The organism is Nocardia sp. NPDC057663 (assembly GCF_042799895.1).
Taxonomy (GTDB): Bacteria; Actinomycetota; Actinomycetes; order Mycobacteriales; family Mycobacteriaceae; genus Nocardia.
Map to the genome: position 1 here is coordinate 820,917 of NZ_JBHVHX010000001.1, position 25,301 is coordinate 846,217.

Annotated in this window: 25 protein-coding genes; 19 read left to right on the plus strand and 6 right to left on the minus strand. The window is 69.5% G+C overall.

The genetic code is table 11. The features are described 5' to 3' along the window. Positions 1-72 precede the first annotated feature (72 nt). The 4 genes from ACFVAV_RS03830 to ACFVAV_RS03845 all read left to right on the plus strand — a co-directional run bounded on the left by ACFVAV_RS03830 (position 73) and on the right by ACFVAV_RS03845 (position 3,863). Positions 73-252: a hypothetical protein gene (locus ACFVAV_RS03830; protein WP_379029400.1), complete on the plus strand. Its 180-nt coding sequence runs from the start codon at positions 73-75 to the stop codon at positions 250-252. Positions 253-290: 38 nt separating this feature from the next. Further along, positions 291-1,958 carry an FAD-dependent oxidoreductase gene (locus tag ACFVAV_RS03835; protein ID WP_379029402.1) on the plus strand — a complete coding sequence of 556 codons (1,668 nt, stop codon included), beginning with the start codon at positions 291-293 and terminating at the stop codon, positions 1,956-1,958. An 82-nt stretch (positions 1,959-2,040) separates the two neighbouring features. Next, the gene (locus ACFVAV_RS03840) at positions 2,041-3,510 is read left to right on the plus strand and encodes an ATP-binding protein (RefSeq protein ID WP_379029404.1); all 1,470 of its coding nucleotides are present in this window, start codon (positions 2,041-2,043) and stop codon (positions 3,508-3,510) included. Next, on the plus strand, positions 3,510-3,863 hold the full coding sequence (locus tag ACFVAV_RS03845; RefSeq protein ID WP_379029407.1) for a UBP-type zinc finger domain-containing protein: 354 nt from the start codon (positions 3,510-3,512) through the stop codon (positions 3,861-3,863). Before ACFVAV_RS03840 ends, ACFVAV_RS03845 begins: the two co-directional genes overlap by 1 nt. Positions 3,864-3,932: 69 nt before the next feature. Here ACFVAV_RS03845 and ACFVAV_RS03850 read toward each other — a convergent pair whose 3' ends face one another. After that, positions 3,933-4,391, minus strand: coding sequence for a hypothetical protein (locus ACFVAV_RS03850; protein WP_379029410.1), 459 nt, complete (start codon positions 4,389-4,391; stop codon positions 3,933-3,935). Between the two features lie 89 nt (positions 4,392-4,480). Here ACFVAV_RS03850 and ACFVAV_RS03855 point away from each other — a divergent pair, with 89 nt between their 5' ends. The 9 genes from ACFVAV_RS03855 to mnhG all read left to right on the plus strand — a co-directional run bounded on the left by ACFVAV_RS03855 (position 4,481) and on the right by mnhG (position 15,586). Then, positions 4,481-6,685 carry an AAA family ATPase gene (locus ACFVAV_RS03855; RefSeq protein ID WP_379029412.1) on the plus strand — a complete coding sequence of 735 codons (2,205 nt, stop codon included), beginning with the start codon at positions 4,481-4,483 and terminating at the stop codon, positions 6,683-6,685. Between the two features lie 65 nt (positions 6,686-6,750). After that, a complete protein-coding gene (locus ACFVAV_RS03860) occupies positions 6,751-8,016 on the plus strand; it encodes a hypothetical protein (protein ID WP_379029415.1) in 1,266 nt (421 codons plus the stop codon). Positions 8,017-8,201: 185 nt separating this feature from the next. Continuing rightward, on the plus strand, positions 8,202-9,491 hold the full coding sequence (locus ACFVAV_RS03865; RefSeq protein WP_379029417.1) for a hypothetical protein: 1,290 nt from the start codon (positions 8,202-8,204) through the stop codon (positions 9,489-9,491). A gap of 113 nt (positions 9,492-9,604) precedes the next feature. Beyond that, positions 9,605-12,391 (plus strand): Na+/H+ antiporter subunit A, encoded by a 2,787-nt coding sequence (locus ACFVAV_RS03870; protein WP_379029420.1) that lies wholly within the window; start codon positions 9,605-9,607, stop codon positions 12,389-12,391. Between the two features lie 76 nt (positions 12,392-12,467). Next, positions 12,468-12,851, plus strand: coding sequence for a Na(+)/H(+) antiporter subunit C (locus ACFVAV_RS03875; RefSeq protein WP_379029423.1), 384 nt, complete (start codon positions 12,468-12,470; stop codon positions 12,849-12,851). Continuing rightward, positions 12,848-14,443, plus strand: a complete 1,596-nt coding sequence (locus ACFVAV_RS03880) for a Na+/H+ antiporter subunit D (protein ID WP_379029426.1) — start codon at positions 12,848-12,850, stop codon at positions 14,441-14,443. The genes ACFVAV_RS03875 and ACFVAV_RS03880 overlap by 4 nt, the downstream gene beginning before the upstream one ends. Continuing rightward, positions 14,440-14,997, plus strand: coding sequence for a Na+/H+ antiporter subunit E (locus ACFVAV_RS03885; RefSeq protein WP_379029429.1), 558 nt, complete (start codon positions 14,440-14,442; stop codon positions 14,995-14,997). Before ACFVAV_RS03880 ends, ACFVAV_RS03885 begins: the two co-directional genes overlap by 4 nt. After that, on the plus strand, positions 14,994-15,254 hold the full coding sequence (locus ACFVAV_RS03890) for a monovalent cation/H+ antiporter complex subunit F (protein ID WP_189025197.1): 261 nt from the start codon (positions 14,994-14,996) through the stop codon (positions 15,252-15,254). The genes ACFVAV_RS03885 and ACFVAV_RS03890 overlap by 4 nt, the downstream gene beginning before the upstream one ends. Beyond that, positions 15,251-15,586: a monovalent cation/H(+) antiporter subunit G gene (mnhG, locus tag ACFVAV_RS03895; RefSeq protein ID WP_379029433.1), complete on the plus strand. Its 336-nt coding sequence runs from the start codon at positions 15,251-15,253 to the stop codon at positions 15,584-15,586. Before ACFVAV_RS03890 ends, mnhG begins: the two co-directional genes overlap by 4 nt. Here mnhG and ACFVAV_RS03900 read toward each other — a convergent pair. The 5 genes from ACFVAV_RS03900 to ACFVAV_RS03920 form a co-directional block, all read right to left on the minus strand. Continuing rightward, positions 15,583-16,932 (minus strand): DUF5933 domain-containing protein, encoded by a 1,350-nt coding sequence (locus ACFVAV_RS03900; protein ID WP_379029436.1) that lies wholly within the window; start codon positions 16,930-16,932, stop codon positions 15,583-15,585. The genes mnhG and ACFVAV_RS03900 overlap by 4 nt on opposite strands. Positions 16,933-16,982: 50 nt before the next feature. Next, positions 16,983-18,125: a glutamate--cysteine ligase gene (locus ACFVAV_RS03905; RefSeq protein WP_379029438.1), complete on the minus strand. Its 1,143-nt coding sequence runs from the start codon at positions 18,123-18,125 to the stop codon at positions 16,983-16,985. Between the two features lie 10 nt (positions 18,126-18,135). Next, positions 18,136-18,834 carry a superoxide dismutase family protein gene (locus tag ACFVAV_RS03910; protein ID WP_379029441.1) on the minus strand — a complete coding sequence of 233 codons (699 nt, stop codon included), beginning with the start codon at positions 18,832-18,834 and terminating at the stop codon, positions 18,136-18,138. A 118-nt stretch (positions 18,835-18,952) separates the two neighbouring features. Beyond that, complete coding sequence (locus ACFVAV_RS03915; RefSeq protein ID WP_379029444.1) at positions 18,953-19,549, minus strand: LytR C-terminal domain-containing protein; 597 nt, start codon at positions 19,547-19,549, stop codon at positions 18,953-18,955. A gap of 42 nt (positions 19,550-19,591) precedes the next feature. Beyond that, complete coding sequence (locus tag ACFVAV_RS03920) at positions 19,592-19,909, minus strand: DUF3263 domain-containing protein (RefSeq protein WP_379029447.1); 318 nt, start codon at positions 19,907-19,909, stop codon at positions 19,592-19,594. Between the two features lie 180 nt (positions 19,910-20,089). Here ACFVAV_RS03920 and ACFVAV_RS03925 point away from each other — a divergent pair, with 180 nt between their 5' ends. The 6 genes from ACFVAV_RS03925 to ACFVAV_RS03950 all read left to right on the plus strand — a co-directional run bounded on the left by ACFVAV_RS03925 (position 20,090) and on the right by ACFVAV_RS03950 (position 25,200). Next, positions 20,090-20,680, plus strand: coding sequence for a peptide deformylase (locus ACFVAV_RS03925; RefSeq protein WP_379029450.1), 591 nt, complete (start codon positions 20,090-20,092; stop codon positions 20,678-20,680). Beyond that, positions 20,670-21,632 carry a GNAT family N-acetyltransferase gene (locus ACFVAV_RS03930; protein WP_379029453.1) on the plus strand — a complete coding sequence of 321 codons (963 nt, stop codon included), beginning with the start codon at positions 20,670-20,672 and terminating at the stop codon, positions 21,630-21,632. Before ACFVAV_RS03925 ends, ACFVAV_RS03930 begins: the two co-directional genes overlap by 11 nt. Before the next feature lie 14 nt (positions 21,633-21,646). Then, positions 21,647-22,462: an exodeoxyribonuclease III gene (locus ACFVAV_RS03935; protein ID WP_379029456.1), complete on the plus strand. Its 816-nt coding sequence runs from the start codon at positions 21,647-21,649 to the stop codon at positions 22,460-22,462. A gap of 65 nt (positions 22,463-22,527) precedes the next feature. Beyond that, complete coding sequence (locus ACFVAV_RS03940) at positions 22,528-23,730, plus strand: homogentisate 1,2-dioxygenase (protein WP_379029459.1); 1,203 nt, start codon at positions 22,528-22,530, stop codon at positions 23,728-23,730. After that, positions 23,727-24,914 (plus strand): fumarylacetoacetase, encoded by a 1,188-nt coding sequence (fahA, locus tag ACFVAV_RS03945; protein ID WP_379029462.1) that lies wholly within the window; start codon positions 23,727-23,729, stop codon positions 24,912-24,914. The genes ACFVAV_RS03940 and fahA overlap by 4 nt, the downstream gene beginning before the upstream one ends. Positions 24,915-25,008: 94 nt before the next feature. Then, positions 25,009-25,200 carry a hypothetical protein gene (locus tag ACFVAV_RS03950; RefSeq protein ID WP_379029465.1) on the plus strand — a complete coding sequence of 64 codons (192 nt, stop codon included), beginning with the start codon at positions 25,009-25,011 and terminating at the stop codon, positions 25,198-25,200. Positions 25,201-25,301: the final 101 nt, after the last annotated feature.

Here is a 25,301-nt window from a genome sequence, read left to right on the forward strand (position 1 = left end):
TCGCTATCGCCGTTTGCTGATCGACGATGCTCAGCCCCCAGCGTTCCCGTCGTCAACCCGAGGTGATCGGCCGTGAAACTGCGCTCCTTCCTGCCACGCAGGCACATCAACGACGTCCCACTACTGCCCACCATCGAGCCGGACGACAGCTTCGCGCTGCGCGCCGCGTTCACCCGCCGTAAACGCGACGAACGCCTCGAACGCCTGCTGACCCCCAGCGAACTCGAGCTGGTGCTGCACAACCAGCTCTGACCATCGCGGTCCCTCCGGAGAGGGGGATACTTCTACGGGTGAGCACTCCAGCGGTAACCAAACCGGCCATTCTGAGCGTTGACGACGACCCCGGTGTCTCCCGGGCGGTGGTGCGCGATCTGCGCCGCCGCTACGGCGCGGACTACCGGATTCTGCGGGCCGAATCGGGACCGCAGGCGCTCGAGGCGCTGCGGGAGATGAAACTGCGCGGCCAGCCGGTCGCGGTGCTGATCGCCGACTACCGGATGCCCGGCATGGACGGCATCGAATTCCTGGAGCAGGCGATGGACCTGCACCCCTATGCCCGCCGGGTCCTGCTGACCGCCTACGCCGACACCAGTGCCGCGATCGACGCGATCAATGTCATCGATCTCGACCACTATCTGCTCAAGCCGTGGGACCCGCCGGAGGAGAAGCTCTACCCGGTCCTCGACGGCCTGCTCGACGCCTGGCGCAGTGCCGAACAGCGCCCCGTGCACGAGACGAAGGTCGTCGGCGATCGCTGGTCACCGCGGTCGTCGCAGGTACGGGAGTTCTTGGCGCGCAACCAGTTGCCGTACCGCTGGTACCCCCTGGACGAGCCGGAGGGCGCCCGGCTGCTGGAGGCGGCGGGCGCCGATCCGCTGACCTGTCCGGTGGTGATCACCGCGGCCGGCACCGCCCTGATCCAGCCCAGCGACAGCGAACTCGCCGAAAACGTCGGCCTCACGATCGAACCCAGCGGCGACTTCTACGACCTGATCGTCGTCGGTGGCGGACCCGCCGGGCTCGGCGCGGCCGTGTACGGCGCGTCGGAGGGCCTGCGCACGGTGCTGGTGGAGCGCACCGCCACCGGTGGGCAGGCCGGGCAGAGTTCGCGGATCGAGAACTACCTGGGCTTCCCCGACGGGTTGTCCGGTGCGCAGCTGGCCGACCGGGCGCGCAGGCAGGCGGCCAAGTTCGGCGCGGAGATCATCACCACCCGCGATGTCGTCGGGCTCGAGGTCAACGGGTCGGCGCGCACGGTGCGCTTCGCCGACGGCGGCAGGTTGTGCGCGCACACGGTGCTCATCGCGACCGGCGTCGACTACCGGCGTCATCCGGCGCCGGGTGTCGACGAATTCACCGGTCGCGGTGTGTATTACGGCTCGGCGATGACCGAGGCGGCCGAGTGCGCCGAGCAGGACGTCTACATCGTCGGCGGCGCCAACTCGGCCGGGCAGGCGGCGGTGTTCCTGTCCCGTAACGCCCGTCGCGTGCACATCGTGGTCCGTGGCGACGCGCTGGAGAAGTCGATGTCGCACTATCTGATCCAGCAGATCGCGCAGATCCCGAACATCGTGGTGCACACCGAGACCGAGGTGGTCGGCGTCGACGGCGACGATCACCTGGAGCGGATCGTCTTGCGCGACAATCGGTCCGGCACCGAGGACAAGGTCGACGCGCAGCGGTTGTTCCTGTTCATCGGCGCGGCGCCGCAGACCGGCTGGCTCGACGGCGTCGTCACCAGGGACGAGGCGGGCTACGTGCTGGCCGGACCCGACCTGATGATCGACGGCGCCCGCCCGCCGGGCTGGGAACTGCCACGGCCGCCGCATCACCTGGAGACCAGCGTGCCCGGCGTGTTCGTCGCGGGCGACGTGCACGCCGAATCCGCCAAGCGGGTGGCCTCCGCGGTCGGCGAGGGCGCGATGGCCGTCATGCTCGTCCACCGGTATCTGGCATGAGAGGTCAGCGGCCGGAGGCGGTAGCGGAGCGTGACCACGCAGGCCGCCCGATCATGCCCATGGATACTGCGTAGGAGCAGAGATGACCGACAGCATGCTGATCTGCGATCCGAACGAACTGCGCACGCTGTTCCTGTTCGAGAAACTCGACGACGACCAGCTGGCGCAGCTGTGCGCCGCGGGCACGATCGAGTACATCGACCCGGGCCCGGTGTACCGCGAGGGCGAGCCCGCCACCTGCTTCTACGTGCTGATCGACGGCGAGGTGCGGCTGACGAAGCTGTCCGGCGGCACCGAGATCGAGCTCAACCGCACCGACCACCGCGGCGTGTACGCGGGCGCGTGGATGGCCTACCTCGGCGACAAGGTCAGCCAGGACTACGCGGGCTCGATGTATGTCCTGCGGCGTTCCCGGTTCCTCGTGCTGGCGGCCGCCGACTTCGCGCGCATGGTCACCGACTGGTTCCCGATGGCGGTGCATCTGCTCGAGGGCGCGTTCTTCGGCGGGCAGAAGTCGAGCCAGCGGATCGCGGAGCGGGAACGGCTGCTGGCGCTCGGTTCGCTGTCGGCCGGGCTGACCCACGAGCTCAACAATCCGGCTGCCGCCGCCGTCCGCGCCACCGCGGGCCTGCGCGAACGCGTCGCGGGCATGCGGCACAAGCTCAAGATGATGGCGGCGGGCAAGTTCACGCCCGAGGCGTTGGTGAAGCTGGTCGAACTCCAGGAGCAGGCCGCCGAGCAGGTCGCCAAGGCGCCCGAGCTGTCCCCACTGGAGGCGGCCGACCGCGAGGACGGGCTCGCCGACTGGTTCGACGACCACGGCATCGCCGACGGCTGGAACCTCGCGCCGACCTTCGTGCAGGCCGGTCTCGACATCGACTGGCTCGAAGGCGTGCACGCGGCTCTGGAGGCCTGCCAGGCGCAGGTGTTCGAGGGCGCGATCCGCTGGCTGAACTACACCATCGAGACCGAGCTGCTGATGAACGAGGTCGCCGACTCGACGACCCGCATCTCCACCCTGGTCGGCGCGGCCAAGCAGTACTCGCAGATGGACCGCGCGCCCTATCAGGTGGTCGACCTGCACGAGCTGCTCGACTCCACGCTGGTGATGCTCAACCGCAAGCTCGGTGACGGCGTGCGCGTGGTCAAGGACTACGACCGGGCGCTGCCGCCGGTCCCCTGCTTCGCGGCCGAACTCAACCAGGTGTGGACCAACCTCATCGACAACGCGGTCTACGCGATGGGCGGCACCGGCACGCTGACCGTGCGCACCTACAAGGAGAACGACTGCGCCGCCGTCGAGATCGGCGACACCGGACCCGGCATCCCGCCCGAGGTCAGGGGCCGGATCTTCGAGCCGTTCTTCACCACCAAACCGGTCGGCGACGGCACCGGACTAGGCCTCGACATCTCGTTCCGGATCGTGGTCAACAAGCACAATGGCGATATCCGGGTCGAATCCGAACCGGGCAACACCCGTTTCATCGTCCGCTTGCCGCTGGACCCGCAGGCGGACAACGACAGCACACCGTCGAACACAGGAGATCAGTGATGTCTGAAGAGTTCGAAGGAATCAACTCGACGGTGCCGCCCAGCGGCGCCGGTTGCGCGGAGTGCGACGCCGTGGGCGGCTGGTGGGTGCATCTGCGGCGCTGCGCGGAATGCGGGCACGTCGGCTGCTGTGACAGCTCGCCCAGTCAGCACGCGTCGAAGCATTTCGCCTCGACCGGGCACCCGTTCATGCAGAGCTACGAGCCCGGCGAGGACTGGTTCTTCAACTTCACCACCAGCGAGATGTACAGCGGCGGGCCCGAGCTCGCGGCGCCGACCAGTCACCCGATCGATCAGCCCGCGCCCGGACCGGCCGACCGGGTGCCCGCGAACTGGCAGTCACTGGTCCACTGAGCAGCGCTCCGCGTACCTCCGCCTTCGCTCCGGCCATGCGCGGGTCTGGCGAGGGCTACGCCCGCTGCGCTAGCTGGGCTTGATCCCGGCGGCCTCGGCGACGGTCTTGTCGGCGTTGCCCGGCGCGAGGCAGACCAGCTTCGCGGTACCGAGCGCCACATTCGGGCTGCCCTCGAAGGGGCCGCCGGGATGGGCCGCCAGGATCTGCTCGATCGCCTGCTTCTCGCCGTCGCTGTCGAGCTCCTTGAACTGCGCGCAGGTGATGGCGGCGCCCGCGGCGGGCGCGGCCGTCGTCTTCGCGGCGGATGTGGTGGTGGCGCTCGCGCTGGAGGTCGGCGTGCCCTTACGCAGCCCGCTCGCGTCGCCGGTGTCGTCGGAACCGCATCCGGCCACCGTCAGGCACAGCGCCCCAGCAGCCAGGACGACGAGGGAGATTCGATTCATCTGCAGCATTTCCCGGTGGGTCGTTGCGCCGGCACCTCCGGCGCGTCCGGTGCAGCGTACCGGCTGGTTGCCGTAGTTGGTCATGTCAGCCACTTTCGCCGCCCGACCTTGCGATCTGCCAAACGATCCCTGATCCTCCGAGCGGAATCGCCGGGACGCGGCAGAATGGGGCAGTGGCTGAACTATCGCTCACCGCCCGGCTCAACCCCTCGGCAGCCGACGCCAGGCGCGGGGTGGTGCGTCTGCATCCCGAGACGCTCACCGCACTCGGCCTGCGCGAATGGGACGGCATCGCGCTGACCGGCGCGCGCCGGACCGCGGCGGTGGTGGCGAAGGCGCCCGGGGGCACCCCGCCGGGGGTGGCGCTGCTCGACGACGTGACACTGTCGAATGTGGGGCTGCGGGAGAACGCGGCGGTCACCGTCGCGCCGGTGACCGTGTACGGCGCCAAGCAGATCTCGCTGAGCGGGTCGGCGCACGCGACGGCCAGTATTCCGGCGGCCACCTTGCGGCAGGCACTGCTGGGCAAGGTGGTGACGGTCGGCGACACGGTGTCGCTGCTGCCGCGCGATCTCGGGCCCGACATCAGTTCGGCGGCGGCGACGCAGGCGCTCTCGCGCGCGTTCGGCATCGCCTGGACCACCGAGCTGCTCACCGTCACCGCGATCGAGCCGATGCCGGGACCGGTGAGTGTGCAACCCAATTCGGCCGTCGGCTGGGGTCGTGGCGCGGCCGCGATCCTGCACGCGATGGAGCGCGACTCCGACGCCGACCAGAACGGGATCCCGGCCGATCTGGTGTCGGTGAGTTCGGGGAGCGCGCCGATCCAGGTCGAGGATCTGGCGGGGGTGCAGGGACAGGCGGCCAAGCTGGCCGAGTGGCTGAGCCTGGCGCTCGACGAACCCGAACTGCTGAAGACCCTCGGCGCGCCCGCTCATCTCGGCGTGCTGGTCACCGGCCCGGCCGGGGCCGGCAAGGCGACGCTGGCCCGAGCGGTCGCCGCGCCGCGCCGCGTCGTCGAGCTCGACGGGCCGAGTGTCGGCGCGATGGAGAGCGGCACCCGGTTGCGCGAGGTCGCCGAGGCCGTGGGCGATGTCGCCGCCGGGCAGGGCGGCATCCTGCTCGTCACCGATGTCGACGCGCTGCTGCCCGACGAGGCCGAACCGGTCGCGACCCTCATCCTCGACCAGTTGCGGGCCGCGATGCGCGCACCGTGCGTCGCCCTGCTGGCCACGACCGCCCATCCCGCGCAGGTGGATTCGCGTCTCCGTGCGCCCGATCTCTGCGATCGCGAACTGGCACTACCGCTGCCGACCGCGGTGGTCCGGCGCGCGCTGCTGGAGCAGCTGTTGCGCAAGGTGCCCGCCGGAGCACTCGACTACGACGTGATCGCCGCGCGGACACCGGGTTTCGTGGTCGCCGACCTGGCGGCGCTGTGCCGGGAAGCGGCGGTCAGGGCGGCGGGCCGGGCCAGCCGCGACCAGGCCGAGCCGGAGCTCACCCAGGACGATCTGGTCGGCGCGCTGGATGTCATCCGGCCGCTGTCGCGTTCGGGGACAGAGGAATTGGCGATCGGCTCGCTCAACCTGGACGACGTCGGCGACATGGTGGAGACCAAGCAGGCGCTCACCGAGGCGGTGCTGTGGCCGCTGCGCCACCCCGATTCGTTCGCCCGGCTCGGCATCGACCCGCCGCGCGGTGTGCTGCTCTACGGCCCGCCCGGCTGCGGCAAGACGTTCCTGGTGCGCGCGCTGGCGGGGACGGGTCAGCTGAGCGTGCACGTGGTCAAGGGCGCGGAGCTGATGGACAAGTGGGTCGGCTCCTCCGAGCGCGCGGTCCGCGAATTGTTCCAGCGCGCCCGCGATTCCGCGCCGTCGCTGATCTTCCTCGACGAGGTCGACGCGCTCGCCGCGCGCCGCGGCCAGAGCAGCGACTCCGGTGTCTCGGACCGGGTGGTCGCCGCGCTGCTCACCGAACTCGACGGTGTCGAACCGCTGCGTGACGTGGTGGTCGTCGCCGCGACGAACCGGCCCGAGCTGATCGACCCGGCGCTGCTGCGCCCCGGCAGGCTGGACCGGCTGGTGTTCGTGCCGCCGCCGGACGCCGCCGCCCGGCTCGACATCCTGCGCACCGCCGGCCGGTCGGTGCCGCTGGCGGGCGACGTCGACCTGGCCGCACTCGCCGAGGACCTCGACGGCTACTCGGCCGCCGACTGTGCCGCACTGCTGCGCGAGGCCGCGCTGTCGGCCCTGCGCCGCGACATGGCGGCGGCCGATGTCACCGCCGACGACGTGACCACCGCGCGTCGCACCGTCCGGCCGTCGCTGGATCCCGATCAGGTCGAGTCGTTGCGCCGGTACGCCGAGAGCCGGGCTTGACGCCCACACCGCGTCATCGACGACGTCGCAGCTAGAAGGGTGTTTCGGGCGAGTATCGTCAAGCTGTGGCCACGTTCGGGGATGGTGTGGATGCGGTCTCGGCGTTCGCGGGCGCCGCGATCGCGGGAATCGCACTGTTCGTGCCGTTCACCTCCCGCTCCAGCTCGGTGATCGACACCCCCTATCAGATGGCCAGCTGGGCCAACAGCATTCCCCGCGCGACGACCCTCGGACTGATCGTCGCCGTCGTCGTGGCCGTGCTGATCCGGCCGGGACTCGATTGGCTCGTCGCCGCCTGCGCCACCGCGGCGCTGGGGATCAACTATTTTGTCGGCCACACCATGGACTCGGCCGAAGTGCTCACCACCCAGAACTACGTGAACGCGCTGTTCGGCGGCGTGATCTTCGGTGCCCTGTGCCTCTGTTCGCTGCAGATGCGGTGGACCGCATTCGGTTTCGCACTCGGCTCGGTGGCGGTGTTCGTGTACGGCGAAGTGATCGCGATGGTCACCGAGAATACGTTGACGACGACAGACCGGGCCGTCCACAGTCCGTCGGGGCTGATCATCGCCGCTGTCGTGCTGCTCGCCGTGAACTCCGTCCGGCACCGGCACACCATCAAGCCGCCCGCCGGGCCGCCGCTCACCGCCGATCTGCCGATGGTCCCGATCGTGTCCGCGACGGTCCTCGCGCTGTCGGTGCTGCTGGCCACCGAATGGCTCCAGCGTGAGCTCGCCGAGGGCCATCGGGGCTTCTGGTACATCGCGCTCGCGGTGACGGTCACGGTCATCGCCGCGTTCGTCGCGGCCACCCTGCTGCCCGGTCGCGACGGGACGGGTGTTCTGATCGCCGTCAGCCTGGCCGCCGCGGGCGACTCGGTCATCGATGGCCCGAGCCTGGGCTGGAAGATCGTGCTCGTGCTCGGCGCGGCGGCCGTGGGCATCCTGGCCGGCATGCGCTGGGCCTCGCCGTGGGCCGCCCTGTGCTGCGTTGCCGCGATCTGCGTGTTCGTCACGTTCTCCGAACGCCTGCCGTGGACGTTCGTCTGGACGGTCGGCGCGCTGGTGCTGGCCGTGGTCGCCGGGTATGTGTTCGGCTCGATCCGGGTCAGCTACGGGCCCAGTGCCGTGCTCGGACTCGGCGCGGTGTACCTGCCGTCGATCCTGTGGTCGATTCCCACCGATCTGCGGAACTGGCCGACCGGCGCGGATCCGATGTCCGAACCCACGGCCGGGCGGGCCGCGCTGGCCATCACGATCGGCGGCGCGGCCGCGCTGCTGCTGCTGTACCGGATCCGGTCCGCCGAGCCGACGCCTGCGGTCACGCCATAGCCGTGCCCCGCGCGACATCCTCGGTGCCGCCGCGCGCCGCACCGTCCGGCCGTCGCTCGATGCGGACCAGGTCGGTTCGCCGCGCCGGTACGCCGAGCGCAGGGCGTGATCCCGGCTGCCGGGGCGCGCCGCCCGCTGATCGCGACATCCCAGGTGAGCGGGGTGCGCGCCGGTATCGTCGAACGGTGCCCAAGATCGGGGATGGTCTGGACGCGGTCACGGCCTTCGCCGGGTCCGCGGCGGCCGGAATGTCGCTGTTCCTGCCGTTCACCTTCGGGGCGGGCGCCGAGGACAATTCGCCCTACCACATCACCAGCCTGCTCAACAGCGTGCCGCGCGCGGCGGCGCTCGGGCTCATCGTGGCCGTCGTCGTCGCCGTGCTGGCCAGGCCGATCAACCGGCCTGGCCTGATCTGGCTCACCGCGACCGGCGGAGCGGCGGCGCTGGCGGTCAACTTCTACATCGGGCGGACGATGACCTCGGCCGACGTGCTCACCACCCAGAACTACATCGACTCGCTCTGCGGCGGTGTGCTGTTCGGGGCGCTGGGAATCTGCGCGTGGCGGATGCGGTGGCCCGCGACCGGTTTCGCGGTCGGCGTGGTGGTGGTGTTCGTCTACGGCGAGGTCGTCGCCGTGTTCACCTCGAACTCCGCGGCGACGGCGAACACGTCCGTGTATACCCCGGCCTGGCTGATCGTCGTCGCGGTCGTGCTGCTCGCAGTAAGCACCCTGCGCCATCGGCACGGCATCATGCTGCCGGCCGTGCCGCGCCTGGCCGCCGATCTGCCGATCGGCCCGATCTTGGCCGCCACCGTGGTGTCGCTGTCGCTGCTGGTCGCCACCGAATGGCTCGGCCGCGAGTTCGACGGTCGCCGCGGGAATTCCTGGCAGATCGCCCTCGCCGTGGCGATCACCATCGTGGCCGCGTTCGTCGCGGCCACCCTGCTGCCCGGCCGCGACGGGGCCGGTGTCCTGATCGCGGTCAGCGTGGCCGCGGCGGCCGACTCACTCAGTGACGGCACCGGTCTCGGCTGGCATCTCGTGCTCGTCCTGGTGGTCGGCACGGCCGCCGTCCTGGCGGGGCTGCGCTGGGGGACATCGTGGGGTGTGCTGCTCGGCGCCGCCGTGATCTGCGTGTTCGCCTCGATGGCCGAACAGTTCCCGTGGTCGTACACCTGGACTGCCGGAACGATCCTGCTGACCTGCGTCGCCGGCTTCACGCTCGGCTCGATCCGGGTCAGCTACCTGCCCAGCGCCGTGCTCGGGATCGGCGCGCTGTACCTGCCGTCGATCGTGTGGTCCATTCCCACCGGGGATCGGCGATGGCCGGCCAGCACGACAACCGTCGGCGACAGCACGCCCGCCAGGGCCGCACTCGCCGTGACGATCGGCGCCGCGGCAGGCCTGCTCCTGCTGTACCGGATCCGTCCCGCCGCATCGGAAAACGCATCGGAAAACACGGCCGTGTCATAGCAACGCACCACGCGACATGGCCGACGTGACATCCGCGGTACCGGCGCACATCCCGTCATCGCCCGTAGGATCGGAGCGAGCTACTCGACCGCTACCGACCCGACGGAGGAGAGTTGCTCGCCGTACTTCTCGTCCACGCGCTGGCCGCGCTGGTGGCCCCGCTGTGCGTACGAGTACTGGGCCGCAACGCTTTCTACCTGCTGGCCCTGGTGCCGCTCGGCAGTCTCGGCTGGGTGATCGCGCACTGGGGAACGACCGTGCGCACGCATACGCAATGGGCGCCGCAGATCTCGATGGACATCGACCTGCGCTTCGATTCGCTCGCCGCGGTGATGTCGGTGCTCGTGCTCGGCATCGGCGCGCTGATCCTGGCCTACTGTGGCCGCTATTTCGCGCGCGGCGAAGCCCGGCTCGGCGTATTCGCCGCCGAGCTCATCGGTTTCGCGGGCGCCATGTTCGGCCTGGTCACCAGCGACAACATGCTGCTGCTCTACGTGTTCTGGGAAATCACGACGGTGCTGTCGTTCCTGCTCGTCGGGCACTACGCCGAACGCGCGGTCAGCCGCAGGGCGGCGATCCAGGCGCTGCTGGTGACCGGCGCGGGTGGGCTGGCGATGCTGGTCGGGATCGTCATCCTCGGGACGCGCTACGGCAGCTTCCTGCTCTCCGATCTGCTCGCGACCGCACCGCCGGCCGGGACCGCGGTCTCGGTGGGGATCGCGCTCGTATTGATCGGCGCGATCAGCAAATCGGCGATCGTGCCACTGCACTTCTGGCTCCCCGGCGCGATGGCGGCGCCGACCCCGGTGAGCGCCTATCTACACGCCGCCGCGATGGTGAAGGCGGGCGTTTATCTGGTGGCCCGGCTCGCGCCCGCGTTCGCGCAGACGACGCCATGGCACCTGCTGCTCCTGCCGCTCGGCATCGCCACGATGCTACTGGCGGGCTGGCGGGCGATCCAGGTGCACGATCTGAAGCTGGTGCTGGCGTTCGGCACCGTCAGCCAGCTGGGTCTGCTGATCACGATGATGGCGATCGGCACGCCGGACGCGGCATTGGCCGCCATCACGCTGCTGGTGGCGCACGCCCTGTTCAAGGCGAGCCTGTTCATGGTGGTCGGCATCATCGACCACGGCGCGGGCACGCGGGACCTGCGCCGGCTGTCCGGGCTCGGCAGGCGGGCGCCGTGGCTGTGCGCGACCGCGGTGATCGCGGCATGCAGCATGGCAGGGTTGCCGCCGTTGCTCGGGTTCGTCGGCAAGGAGTCGGCGCTGAGCGCGCTGTGGTCGGCCGAGGTGCTGAGTACGCCGGTCCGGGTGGCGGTGCTGGCGGGCGTGGCCGTCGGGTCGGCGTTCACGGTGGCCTACAGCATCCGATTCGTCTGGGGCGCTTTCGGTGTCACCGCGAATCCCGAACGCGCCATGACCTGGCACGCGCCGGGTCCGCTGCTGCTCGGCCCGCCCGCCGTCCTCGCGGTCGCCGGGCTGGCGGGCGGTCTCGACACCCCGGTCGTCGACCGATGGCTGAGTCCCTACGCCACCTCACTGCCCGGCGTCCTGGACACCCACCTCGCGCTGTGGCACGACTTCACCGGGCCGCTCGCGCTGACGGTGCTCATCGTCGCGGCCGGCACCGCGCTGTTCCTGATTCGCGGCCGGATCGGCGAACCAGCGCACCCACGCCTCGGCAATGCCGACCGCAACTACGACGCGGCCCTGCGCGCGATGGACCGGCTCTCGCTGCGCATCACCGGCACCGTGCAGTCCGGTTCGCTGCCCGCGAGCCAGGCCGCGATCCTCGGCACCCTCATCGTGTTGCCGACGATCCTGCTCGCGGTCGGTACCCGCACGGGAGTGCAACTGCGCCTGTGGGATTCGCCGTTACAGGCGGTGATCGGGGCGATCATGATCTCGATGGCGCTGGCGGCGACGGTGCTGCGCAACCGCCTGGCCAGCGTGCTCGTCGTCGGGGTCACCGGCTACGGCTGCGGCGTGATCTTCGCCCTGCACGGCGCACCCGATCTGGCCCTGACCCAATTCCTGGTCGAGACACTGACTTTGGTGATCTTCGTGCTGGTGCTGCGGGCTTTCCCCGCCGAGATCGCCGAAGACCAGGCCACGGCGTTCAAGGTCCGGCGGGCCTTGCTGGCGATCGGCGTCGGGGTCACGGTCGCGGTCCTGGCCGCCTTCGCCACCGCCGCCCGGCGCAGCGAACCGATCTGGCAGGCCATTCCCGACGCGGCCTACCGGATCGGCGGCGGCAAGAACGCGGTCAATGTGCTGCTGGTCGACATCCGCGCCTGGGACACCCTCGGCGAGATCTCGGTGCTCGTCGTCGCCGCGACCGGCGTGGCCTCGCTGGTGTTCCGCAGTCGCCGCTTCGGCAGCGCGCCCCGCGCCGCCGACTCACCCCACTACGACCCCGACGCGGTGAGCTGGCTGCCCGCGGCCCGGCTGGTCGACCGGCGCGAACGCTCGATGGTCCTGCAGATCACCACCCGCCTGATCTTCCCCACCATCATGGTGCTGTCGGTGTACTTCTTCTTCGCCGGCCACAATGCCCCCGGCGGCGGCTTCGCGGGCGGCCTGATCGCCGGGCTCGCTCTGACCCTGCGTTATCTGGCGGGCGGTCGCTACGAACTCGGCGAGGCGCTGCCGGTGGACGCCGGGCACCTGCTCGGCGCCGGGCTAACCTTGGCCGCGGGCACCGCGACAGCGTCACTGCTGCTCGGCGCGCCACCGCTGTCCTCGGCGATCGTCGAGGTGACGCTGCCGGTTATCGGCCACATCAAGCTGGTCACCGCGCTGTTCTTCGACCTCGGCGTCTACCTGGTCGTGGTCGGGCTGGCACTCGACGTGCTGCGCAGCCTCGGCGCCCGCTTGGACAAGGAACTCGCATGAGCGAGCGCAGCGAGCGGCTGATAAACACGGCCGCCTTGGCGGTCATGCCGGAGCCGAGCGGCAGCGAGGTGCAGGCATGAGCGCCAACTTGATTCTGCTGATCACCATCGGCGCGCTCACCGCGTGCGGGGTCTACCTGCTGCTCGAGCGGATCGTCTCGAAGATGCTGCTCGGCATGATCCTGCTCGGCAACGCGGTGAACCTGCTGATCCTCACCATGGGCGGCCCGGACGGGAAACCGCCGATCCTGGGCAGTTCCGACACCGCGCACGACGGCATGGCCGATCCGCTGGCCCAGGCGATGGTGCTCACCGCGATCGTGATCACCATGGGGCTGGCCGCGTTCGTGCTCGCCCTCGCCTACCGCTCCTACATGCTGACCACCACCGAGGATGTGCACAACGACCCCGAGGACGCCCAGATCGCCGCCCGGCGGGAACAGGAGGATCCCGAACAGTGACCCTGTCTTCGGAGCTGCTGCCCGCCATCGCCGCGCTGCCGGTACTGGTCCCGCTGCTCGGCGCCGCGGCGACGCTGGTGTTCGGCCGCCGCCCCCGGCTACAGGCGATGATCTCGCTGAGCGCGCTGTCGTGCGTGCTGGTGGTCAGCGCGCTGCTGCTGTACCTGGCCGACCGCGACGGCACCACCGCGGTGCAGGTGGGCGGCTGGCCGACCCCGATCGGCATCACCCTGGTGGTCGACCGGCTCTCGGCGGCGATGCTGCTGGTGTCGGCGTTCGTGCTGCTGGCGGTGTCGATCTACGGTGCGGGACAGAACATCTCCGACGGCGACGAGCATCAGCCGACCTCGATCTACCGGCCCACCTACCTGGTGCTGACCGCGGGAGTGTCGACGGCGTTCCTGGCCGGTGACCTGTTCAACCTGTTCGTCGGCTTCGAGGTCCTGCTCGTGGCGTCGTTCGTGCTGCTCACCGTCGGCGCCACCGAGGCACGCATCCGCACCGGCATCGCCTATGTGATGGTGTCGATGGTCTCGTCGCTGATCTTCCTGATCGGCATCGGCATCACCTACGCCGCTACGGGGACACTGAATCTCGCGCAACTGGCCGTGCGGCTGGAAGCGACGCCGAGTGGTGTGCGCACCGCCTGCTACGCGGTGCTGCTGGTGTCGTTCGGGATCAAGGCGGCGGTGTTCCCGCTGTCGAGCTGGCTGCCCGACTCCTACCCCACCGCCCCGGCGCCGGTGACCGCCGTCTTCGCCGGTCTGCTCACCAAAGTCGGTGTGTACGCGATCATCCGCACCCACACCCTGTGGTTCCCCGATGGCGCGTTCGACGACATCCTGCTCGTGTGCGGGCTGGCGACGATGCTGGTCGGCATCCTCGGCGCGATCGCGCAGACCGACATCCGGCGGCTGCTCTCGTTCACCCTGGTCAGCCACATCGGCTACATGGTCTTCGGTATCGGCCTGGCCACCACGGCGGGCCTGACCGGCGCGGTCTTCTACGTCGCCCACCACATCCTGGTGCAGACCGGGCTGTTCCTCGCCGTCGGCCTCATCGAGCGCCAGGCCGGCTCGGTGTCGCTGCGCCGGATCGGCGGGCTGGCCACCGCGAGCCCGCTGCTGGCCGTGCTGTTCCTGGTGCCCGCGCTGAATCTCGGTGGTATTCCGCCGTTCTCGGGGTTCATCGGCAAGCTCGCCCTGCTGGAGGCGGGCGCCGCCGACGGCAGCGTGCTGGCCTGGGTGCTCGTCGCGGGCTCGGTCGTCACGAGCCTGCTGACGTTGTACGCGGTGGCCAGGGTGTGGAGCAAAGCCTTCTGGCGGCCGCGCGAGGAAGCGCCGGAGGGTCATCTCACCGCGGCGAAACCACCGACCCTGGTGGAGGATTCGACCGATGTGCACTACGAGGACCGCACCGACCCCGGCCGGATGCCGGTGCTCATGGTGCTCGCGACCACCGGCCTCGTCGCCGCCGGACTCGCGCTGACCGTGCTCGCCGGGCCGATTCTCGGCATCGCCGAGCGCGCGGCCGCCGACCTGGACGACCCGTCGGTATACATCGACTCGGTGCTCGGACCGGAGGCGCGATGAACACGCTCGGGATGCTGGTCAACCGGGACAACGTGCTGCGGGTCGGCGTGCTCGCGTGGTTGACCTGGGTGTGGGTCGCGCTGTGGGGTGACCTCAGCGCGGCCAATGTCATCGCCGGTTTCGTGGTCGCGCTGATCGTCGTCTTCGCGCTGCCGCTGCCGCTGGTCCCGGTGACCGGGCGCTTCCACCCCCTGTCGTTCCTCGAATTGATCGTGGTGAGCACCTATTACGCGCTCGAATCGAGCCTGCAGGTGGCGTGGTTCGCCATCCGGCCCGCCGGACCACCCGTGTCCGGCGTGCTCCGGGTGCACCTGGGCATCCAGTCCGATCTGGTGCTGGTGATCGCGACCGACCTGCTCAACCTGATCCCGGGCACCATGGTGCTCGAGCTGGACCGGGCGCGGTGCGTGGTCTATGTCCACGTGCTCGACGTGGGCAGTGAGAAGTCGGTGCAGAAGTTCTACAGCACCACACGGCGATTGGAGCATCTGCTGATCAACGCCTTCGAACGGCCGAGCGAACGCAGACGCCTCGATCCGGAGGAGCGGCCGTGACCGTCGTCGCCATCATCGCCGGCATCCTGCTCACCGCGGCCGCGGTCATCACCAGCTACCGGGTGCTGGCGGGCCCGAGCACCCTGGACCGGGTCGTCGGGATCGACTCGCTGATGGCCATCGCCGCCGCCGGGCTCGCGGTCTGGGCCGCCTACAGCAACGACACCACGGTGATCCCGGCGATCGTCGCGCTGGCCCTGGTCGGGTTCCTCGGCTCGGCCGCGGTGTCGCGCTTCCGTGTCAGGGACGACCGATGACGGCCTGGGAATGGGTCTCGGCCGTGCTGATCCTGACCGGCTGCGCGCTCGCGTTCACCGCCGCCATCGGCATCGTGCGGTTCCCCGACACCCTCACCCGCATGCACTCCGCGACCAAGCCCCAGGTGGTCGGATTGGTCCTGGTCCTCGCCGGTACCGGGATCGACATCAGGAACGACGTCAATGTGTGGATGCTGGTGCTGACCGGCCTGTTCACCATCCTCACCGCACCGGTCATCGCCCACCTCATCGGCCGCACCGCCTACCGCGAACAGCGCCACCGCGACGGCCTGCTGCGGATCAACGAACTGGGTAGCGCCGCCGACGATTAACCGGCCACCCGCACCGGCGCCATCTCGGGCCGGGGCGCCGTGGCGAACCAGGTGGCATGGAACGCGGCGGCCACCGCGGCCAGCAGCCCGATGACGATCGCGCCCGCGAGCACCGGATACTCCGCCATCGGCACCGCGAGGTACCGGTAGGACAGCAGCAGCCCCGCGAAGGCGACCGCGCCGAAGCCGACCATCTGCACCCGGAACGCACCCCAGCCGCGTTCGGGCGCCCGCAGCGCCGACTCGACGGTCAGGCACAGCACCGCGCCCGCCACCAGGTCGACACCGTAGTGGTAACCGAATCCGAGCGTGGCGGCCACGGTCGCGACCAGCCAGAACGCGCCACCCCAGCGCAACCAGGCGGGCGCGCGGGAACCGTCGATATCGCGGCGGGTGTGGATGAACAGCGACAGCGCCCACGCGGTGTGCATCGACGGCATGCAGTTGCGCGGGGTGAACGCGTCGAACGGCAGCGCCGCCGGGCTGTGGTCGATCGGCGGCAGCGCGGTCGGCCAGAAGTTGCCCACCTGGAAACCGTGCCCGTCCGCGCCGAACGCGAACATCGGCCCGACGACGGGAAACAGCACATAGAACAGCGGACCGACCAGCCCGAGCACCAGGAACGTCCGAACCAGGTAGTGCGTCGGCCACTCCCCGGTCGGGACGACCTTGCGCAACTGCCACACCGCGACAACGATCGCCGCCACCGGCAGCTCGATGTACACCCAGTGCAGCACCGCGTACACCTCGGGCCCGAGCACATCCAGCACCCGGCCGAGAACCCACGACGGATCACCGAGCGCGTGATCGGCGAGCAGCAGATATTCGTCGAGCACCGCGGGCCGCACCGCCGAGGTGACGTGCAACCACACGTCACCGACCTTGGTGGCGAGCACGAGCAGCGCGCCCAGCGCCGCCGCCTTCAACGCATCCGTGCGTTCGCGACCGCTCCAGGACACCGCCGCGACGATCGCGAGCACGGTCAAGACGATCGTCGGCCCGTTGCCGACCGTGAACGGTTTGCCGTCGAGCACCCGCAGCGCGGCGCACACCGCGTCGATCCCGATCGCCGCGAACACCGCGAACATCCGCCTGCGCGCGTTCACCCCGACCAGCGCGAGCACCAGCCCGGCCCACGGCACCGACATCGACTTCGGTGTCCCGATGTAGTCGCGGGCCAGACTCGCCAGCGGTCCGTCGAAACCGTTGACGGTCGCGGCGATCTGCAATCCGATGAGCAGTGCGAGCACCGACGACACCCCGACGACGGCGAGTGTGCGTGGCTCACGGAGACGGTTCCGGAGGGCGGCACCCCCCGCAGCGGCGCACGGATGTTCGACTAGCATCCAGACATCGTAAACGGCGGGTAAACGCCACCCCGATGCGTAGCTGAACGCTACTGATCCAGTTCGCGCACCAGCGAATCGACGACCGCGACAAGATCACCCTGCGAATGCGCGGCGACGCGACGTTGCCGCTGGTAGGAGGCACCGTGCCGGGGAATGTCGGCGACGGCGGCCAGCTCGTCGGAGCAGCCGAGCCGCTTCGCGGTCGGCTCCAGTTTATTCAGCAGGTCCATCAGATCGTCTGTGACCAAACGCTCATTACTGGCGTCGTCGACGATCACGATGGCGTCGAGCCCGTAGCGCGCTGCCCGCCACTTGTTCTCCTGCACATGCCACGGCGGCAGCGTCGGCAGGTCCTCCCCCGCGTCGAGCCTGCGCTCCAGATCGACTACCAGGCAGTGGATCAGCGCGGCCACCGAGGCCAGCTCGGCCCGGCTGGACAGCCCGTCGCACACCCGGATCTCGATCGTGCCCCACTTGGGCGCGGGCCGGATATCCCAGTGCATGCCGCCGAGCTGTTCGAACACACCGGTTTTGAGCTGGTCGTGCACGAAACCCTCGAACTGCGGCCAGCTCTCGAACTGGAACGGCAGCCCGGCGGTCGGCAGCTGCTGGAACATCAGCGCGCGATTGCTGGCGTAGCCGGTGTCGTCGCCGGACCACATCGGCGAGGACGCCGAGAGCGCGAGCAGATGCGGATACGACAGCAGCAGCGAGTTCAGGATCGGAAAGACCTTGTCCCGGTGCGAGACTCCCACGTGCACGTGCACGCCCCAGATCAGCATCTGGCGGCCCCACCACTGGGTACGCTCGATCAGCTCGTCGTAATGCGGTGAGCGGGTGAGCTGCTGGGCCGACCACTGCGCGAACGGATGGGTACCCGCACAGAACAGGTCGACGCCGAGCGGATCGGCCGCGCGGCGCACCGCGTCCATGGTGCCGCGCAGATCGTCGACCGCGCCGCCGACCGTATCGTGCACGCCGGTCACCAATTCGACCGTATTGCGCAGCAATTCCTTGGTGACCTGCGGGGTGCCGTCGTAGGCACGCAGATCGCCGACGGCGTCGAACACCGCGGAGGCGGTGTTGGACAGATCACGCGTCACCTTGTCGACGAGCGCGATCTCCCACTCGATGCCGATAGTCGGCCGGGGCGAACCAGGGAACGGTACCGACTGGATTGCCCCGGCCATGTGCGTCTCGCTAACCGACCACGCCGCAGGCGACCCGGGTTCCAGCGTCACCCGTGGACAGCGTGGTCTCGTCGGGACCGGTGCCACCCTCGCGGGAGTACCGGGTCGGGATGTTGCCGAAGTTGTCGGCGCCGGCGTGCACGATCAGGGCCTTGCCCTTGACGTTGTCCAGGGTGACCGTGTCGGTCCGGGTGACCAGCTTCGCGGTGCCGTCGGCGTTGACCTGCAACGAGGTCAGGTCGCCGCTGGCCGGGTGCGCGTTGGCCGCGCCGACCTGCAGATGACCGCCCGCGGAGGCGAAATCGCCCTCACAGGTGCCGTTCTGGTGGAAGTGCAGGCCGTGGAAGCCGGGGGTCAGCCCCTGCGCCTCGACGGTGACGACCAGGTGGTTGCCCTCGGCGACGATGGTCGCGGTGCCGACATTCGCGCCGGAGCTGTTCTTCAGATCGGTCTTCAGCCCACCGGCCGCCGGGGCGCCGTGATTGCCGCCGCCGTGGCTGTCGGCGGTGGTCGGCGCAGCGTGGCCACCGCCGCCGTGCGCATCGCCCGTACTCGCGGGCGCGGGCGAGCTGGTCCACACCGGCGGCGTGGTTCCCTTGACGTCACTCGATTCCTGGCTGTTGGTGCAAGCAGCGAGACCGAACACGGCAACCGCCAGCACCGGGGTCACAATGCGCCAGGACGGGCGACGAGTTGTCGACGTGGCCATCAGGGAACTCCTTTACGAGTACCGAGTTTAACGAGTAAAGCTGGGTGGACAGGGCTGTACCGCTCAAGATGATGCCACAGCGCAGGTACAGCCCCCGGCACCGCGTGCCGCGCCTCGTTCAGCTGCCGGTCAGCACGACCACGACGCCCGGCGAAGTGTCACCGGACTTCGGCGCGACCGTTCCGCCGATATCCGCGGCGATCTCGGTGGCCGCGGCCTTGTCGCCCGCGCCGCTGCCGTAGAACACCGTCGTGGCGGTCAGGTTCGCGCCGTTGTAGTTGCCGGTGCTGACATTGCTCCAGCCCGCCGAGGTCAGTTCGCTCGCGGTGCGGGCGGCCAGGCCCGCGACCAGGCTGTTGTTCAGCACGCGCACGGGCACACTCTGATCGACGCTGGCCGCGGGCGCGGCGGGCGCCGTGGTAGTGGGTGCCGTGGTGGTCGTGGGCGCGACCGTCGTCGTGGTCGAGGCGGCGGCCGCGCTGCTGGTCGGAGCGACGGCCGCGCGGGTGGTCGTGGCGGCGGCCGTGGTCGCGGGCGCCTGCGCGACCACGCTGGAGGTCGTCGTCTCGGTCTGCTCGGCCGAATCGGATGCCTCGGCACCGGAGTTCGACAACGACATCGCACCCAGACCGGCGAAGACGATGGCCAGCGCGATCAACACCATCGCCAGCGCGCGCAGCGGTGGGCCGCCGGGGGTGGGATTAGGGTTGCTCACCCGAGCAACCCTAGTCGCAACCACCGCTGTGTGGCTGTCATGTCAGACCTGGAAACCTAGTCGGCGCGCTGCACGCGCCTTCTGCCTGCTCGCCCGCAGCCTGCGCAGCCGCTTGACCAGCATCGGGTCGGCCGCCAGCGCTTCATCCTTGTCCACGACCGCGTTGAGTACCTGGTAGTACCTGGTCGCCGACATGGAGAACAGGTCGCGGATCGCGTCTTCCTTGGCGCCCGCGTACTTCCACCATTTGCGTTCGAAATCGAGGATGTCGAGCTCACGGCGACTCAGACCACTGCCTGCGTCGATGGCCGCGTCTTCCGTAGTACGAGCCTCGATATCGCGAGCCGCTGCGCCGTCCATCTTGCTCCCTCGCCGAGTATCACGAGATGAAAATGACGCTTGCACGTCGCGGATCATTCAACCATGTAGCGGCCGGATCGTCCGACCGATGCCCCGGCGTGTTGGCTACAGGCCAGTAGGGTGTTGCGGGCCACAGGGGTCGCCGCCCGCCGACGCGCGCGAACGGCGATAATGGCGGCCATGGCAATTCTCCCGATCGTGATCGTCGGTGACCCCGTCCTCCACAACCCCACCGCACCGGTGACGGAGACGCCGGCCGAGCTGGCCGACCTGATCGCGGACATGTACGACACCCTGGAGGAATCCAAGGGTGTCGGCCTGGCGGCCAACCAGGTCGGCGTCGGCAAGCGGCTGTTCGTCTACGACTGCCCCGACTTCGACGCAGCGGGCCAGCAGATCCGCCGCAAGGGCGTGGTGATCAACCCGGTGCTGGAGACCTCCGCGATCCCGGAGACCATGCCCGATCCCGACGACGACGAAGAGGGCTGCCTGTCCGTGCCGGGTGAGCAGTTCCCGACCGGTCGCGCCGACTGGGCCAGGGTCACCGGTACCGACGAGAAGGGTGAGCCGGTCGACATCGAGGGCACCGGCTTCTTCGCCAGGATGCTCCAGCACGAGGTGGGCCACCTCGACGGCTTCCTCTACGTCGACGTGCTGATCGGCCGCAACGCCCGCGCGGCGAAGAAGGCGATCAAGCGCAACGGCTGGGGCACACCGGGTCTGAGCTGGATCCCCGGCACCGTCCCCGATCCGTTCGGTCATGACGACTGAAATCCCCCTCGGCCGCCGCGTGGTGATGCGGTACCAGCTGCCGGAGGGTTATCCGCAGCCGCTCACCGATGTGATCGGCGAACTGGTGTCGTTGAGCCCACCGTCGGTACGGACCGCCGAGGGTGAGCTGGTCTCGGTCGCGGCCGATCGGGTCGTCGCGCTGAAAGCGCTGGGGCCCAGGCCGATTCGCACCAAAGAGATCAGGTCGCTGGAGACCGCCGCGGCCGCCGCGTGGCCGGGCAGCAGTCACCTGTGGATCGACGGCTGGCTCGTCCGGGCGGGCAACGGCTACACCGGGCGCGCGAATTCCGCTGTGCCGCTCGGTGAATCCGGCGTGCCCGCCGTGCTGTCCATCGACACCATGCACCGGATCGCGGACTGGTACACCGCCAACGGGCTGCCGCTGCTGTTGCAGCTGCCCGATCGGCTGGCCCCGGTCCCGCCGGGCTGGAACACCTGGAGCGAGACCGTCGTCCTCGGTCTCGACATCGCGAATTTCGTCCTGCCGCAAGGCCCGTCGATGGTGCGGATCACCGGCGAGCCCGACGACGGCTGGCTGGCCGTACACCGCTACCGCGGCGAGATCCCGCTCGATCCCGCCGTGCGCGCACCGGACCGGGCCGTGCTCACCTCCGTCCTGGACGGCGCCCTGGGCTTCGCCTCGCTCGGCATGCCGGAGCCGCTGGCCATCGGTCGCGGCGCGGTGACAACGGCGCCCGACGGCAGGCGCTGGGTCGGCCTGACCTGTGTCGCCGTCGCCACCGCGCACCGCCGCAACGGACTCGCCGCGCTGCTGTGCGCCGAACTGATCCGCTGGGGCGCCGAGCACGGAGCCACCCACGCCTATGTGCAGGTGGAAATGGGCAATGCCGCCGGACTCGCGCTCTACCGCGAGCTCGGCTTCCTCGAACACCACAGCTACCGCTACGCCGCGCCGCCGAGCGCGCCGTAGGAAAGGAACGCGAAGTGCGTCTCGCCACCTGGAACGTCAACTCGGTCCGCTCCCGCGTCGATCGGGTGACGGCCTTCCTGGACCGCCACGACATCGACGTGCTGGCGATCCAGGAAACCAAGTGCCGCGACGACCAGTTCCCCTACGAGCAGTTCGACGCCGCGGGCTACGAGGTCGCCCACGTCGGGCTCAACCAGTGGAACGGTGTGGCCATCGTGTCCAGAGTGGGACTCACCGACGTCGAGGTCGCGTTCCCGCACCAGCCCGGTTTCGACAAGAACGCGGGCGATTCGCTGATCGAGTCGCCGGTGGTCGAGGCCAGGGCGATCGGCGCGACCTGCGGAGGGGTGCGGGTGTGGAGCCTGTACGTGCCCAACGGCCGCGCGCTCGCCGACCCGCATTACACCTACAAGCTGAACTGGCTGTCGACCTTGCGCGAGCAGGCGACCGGCTGGCTGGCCGACGATCCGGCGGCCAAGATCGCCCTGGTCGGCGACTGGAATATCGCCCCCACCGACGACGACGTGTGGTCGCCGGAGTTCTTCGAAGGCAAGACCCACACCTCGGGGCCCGAACGCGCCGCCTTCCAGAGCATGCTCGACACCGGCTTCCGCGATGTGATGCGCCCGTTCGCGCCGGGACCTGGCGTCTTCACCTACTGGGACTACACCCAGCTGCGTTTCCCCCGCAAGGAGGGCATGCGCATCGACTTCATCCTGGCCTCCCCCGCCCTCGCCGACACGGTCGAGGACGCCTCCGTCGACCGGGAGGAGCGCAAGGGCAAGGGCGCCAGCGACCACGCCCCGGTCATCGCGGAGTTCACCGACTGACCCTCCGCGAGCGGTACCGTGGATGACAGGACCATCCGGCCTGCGACGTAGCGGGAGGTGTGCTTGTGGCTTTCTATCGGCAGGTGGGAGCGGTGCCACCGAAGCGGCATACGCAGCATCGGGACGAGCACGGCAACCTCTATTACGAGGAGCTGATGGGTGAGGAGGGCTTCTCCGGTGACTCCTCGCTGCTCTACCACCGTGGCCTGCCGCCCGCGATCGTCGATGCGACCGTGTGGGAACTGCCCGATCAGTCACTGACACCGAATCATCCACTGCGCCATCGGCATCTACGGCTCCCTGACCTCTTCCCGGGCGATACCCCGGCGAAGACCGACCCGGTGACCGGCCGCAGGCTGCTGCTGGCCAATGCCGATGTGCGGATCTCGTATGTGGTCGCCGAAGGCGCGTCCCCGCTGTACCGCAATGCCATCGGCGACGAGCTGGTGTACGTGGAATCCGGTGCGGCCGTGGTGGAGAGCGTGTTCGGCGTGGTGCCGGTCAAGCAAGGCGATCAGGTGATCCTGCCGAGGGCGACGACCCATCGCTGGCTGCCCTCCGGCGGGGAACCGCTGCGCGCGTATGTGATCGAGGCGTCGAGCCACATCACCCCGCCCAAGCGGTATCTCTCGAAATTCGGTCAGCTGCTGGAGAATTCGCCGTACTGCGAGCGGGATCTGCACGGCCCGTCCGAACCCCTGCTCGCCGAGGGTGCCGAGGTGGAGGTGCTGGTCAAGCACCGGCCAGGTGCTGAAGTGGTCGGCACCAGGATGACCTATGCCACGCACCCGTTCGATGTGGTCGGCTGGGACGGTTGCCTGTACCCGTACACCTTCGATATCGCCGACTTCGAACCGCTCACCGGCCGGGTGCATCAGCCGCCGCCGGTGCATCAGGCCTTCGAGGGCATCAACTTCGTGGTCTGTAATTTCGTGCCGCGCAAGGTGGACTATCACCCGCTGTCGATTCCGGTGCCGTACTACCACTCGAATGTGGATTCCGACGAGATCATGTTCTATTGCGGCGGAAACTACGAGGCGCGCAAGGGTTCCGGGATCACGCAGGGTTCGGTGTCGGTACATCCGGGTGGCTACGCGCACGGCCCGCAACCGGGCGCCTACGAACGCAGCATCGGCGCGGAGTTCTTCGACGAGCTGGCGGTGATGGTCGATACCTTCCGGCCGTTGCAACTCGGGGAAGGCGCGCTGGCCTGCGAGGATCCGGCGTATGCCTGGACCTGGTCCGGCCGGGGACCGGGGCTGCGATGAGCGGCCGGCTGCTGCGCGTCGAGGTGCACCCGGACTCGCTGTTCGGGCCGGAGAACATGCCGTACGGGGTCTTCGCGCCGCCCGATGGCGAGTTCCGTGTGGGGGTCAGGCTCGGCAACACGGTGCTGGATCTGGTCGTGCTGCTCGGTGATCCGATCTTCGCCCGACCGGATCTGAATGCCTTCCTCGCGGCAGGCCCCGCCCGCTGGCGCACGGTGCGTGACCACTTGCGCGAGCTCGCCGAGCACGAGCTGCCGGTCGAGGCGCTGCATCCCGTCGACGCGGTGGATCTGGCGCTGCCGGTGCGGATCGGGGACTACGTCGACTTCTACGCCAGCATCGACCACGCCACGAACCTGGGCAGGCTGTTCCGGCCGGATAGTGAACCGCTGCTGCCGAATTGGCGGCATCTGCCCGTGGGGTACCACGGCCGCGCGGGCACGGTCATCGTGTCGGGAACACCGGTGATCCGCCCACAGGGACAGCGCCGCACCGATTCCGGCGCACCGGAATTCGGGCCGTCGCGGCGGCTCGATATCGAGGCGGAGCTGGGTTTCGTGGTCGGCACCGGATCACCGCTCGGCGTTGCGGTGGGTGTCGACGAGTTCGCCGAGCACGTCTTCGGAGTCGCCCTGGTCAACGACTGGTCGGCCCGCGACATCCAGGCCTGGGAGTACCAGCCGCTCGGCCCATTCCTGGGCAAGTCGTTCAGTACGTCGATCTCCGCCTGGATCACCCCGCTCGCGGCACTGGCCGAAGCCCGGATTCCGCTACCGGCGCAGTCCCCCGAACCGCTCCCCTACCTGCGCGGCACCGACAACTACGGCCTCGACATCGACCTGACCGTCAGCTGGAACGGCGAAGTCGTCGCGCACCCGCCCTATTCACGCATGTACTGGTCCCCCGCCCAGATGCTCGCTCACCTCACCGCCAACGGCGCCTCGGTCCGCCCCGGCGATCTCTACGCCTCCGGCACCATCTCCGGCTCCGAACCCACCCAGCGCGGTTCGTTCATCGAACTGTCCTGGGGCGGAACGCAACCCGTCACCGTGCGCGGCGAATCCCGCACGTTCCTGGCCGACGGCGACGAGGTGACGATCACCGCCACCGCACCCGGCACGGCGGGCCGCCGCATCGCCCTCGGCCAGGTCAGTGGACGAATCCTGCCCGCCCGCAACACTTGACGCCACCGAACCACCCCGGAACTCGGGTCTGCCGCGGCCACCGTACCTCTCGATACCGTGACCGCGTCCGAGCATCACATCCGGAGGTACATCCATGAAATCCACCATCGCCGCCGTGGCAGGTCTCGCCCTCATCGGCCTCGTTCAGCTGCCGTTGGCGGCGCCGGCGGCAGCGGCAACGTGCGGCCCCTATCCCGTGCCCTGCGCACCCAGTTCCTCGGAGCAGATCCAGGACGTCTTCGCCCTGCTGCGGCAGGCCCTGTTCGGCGGTTCGTCCACGCCGTAGCGAGCAACGCTATCCACTCGACAACCGCCCGGGGGCGGAGATGGTAGTGGTCTAACCTCCACCTTGGGGTGGTATCGAGCAGAATTCATTGCGGGATACCG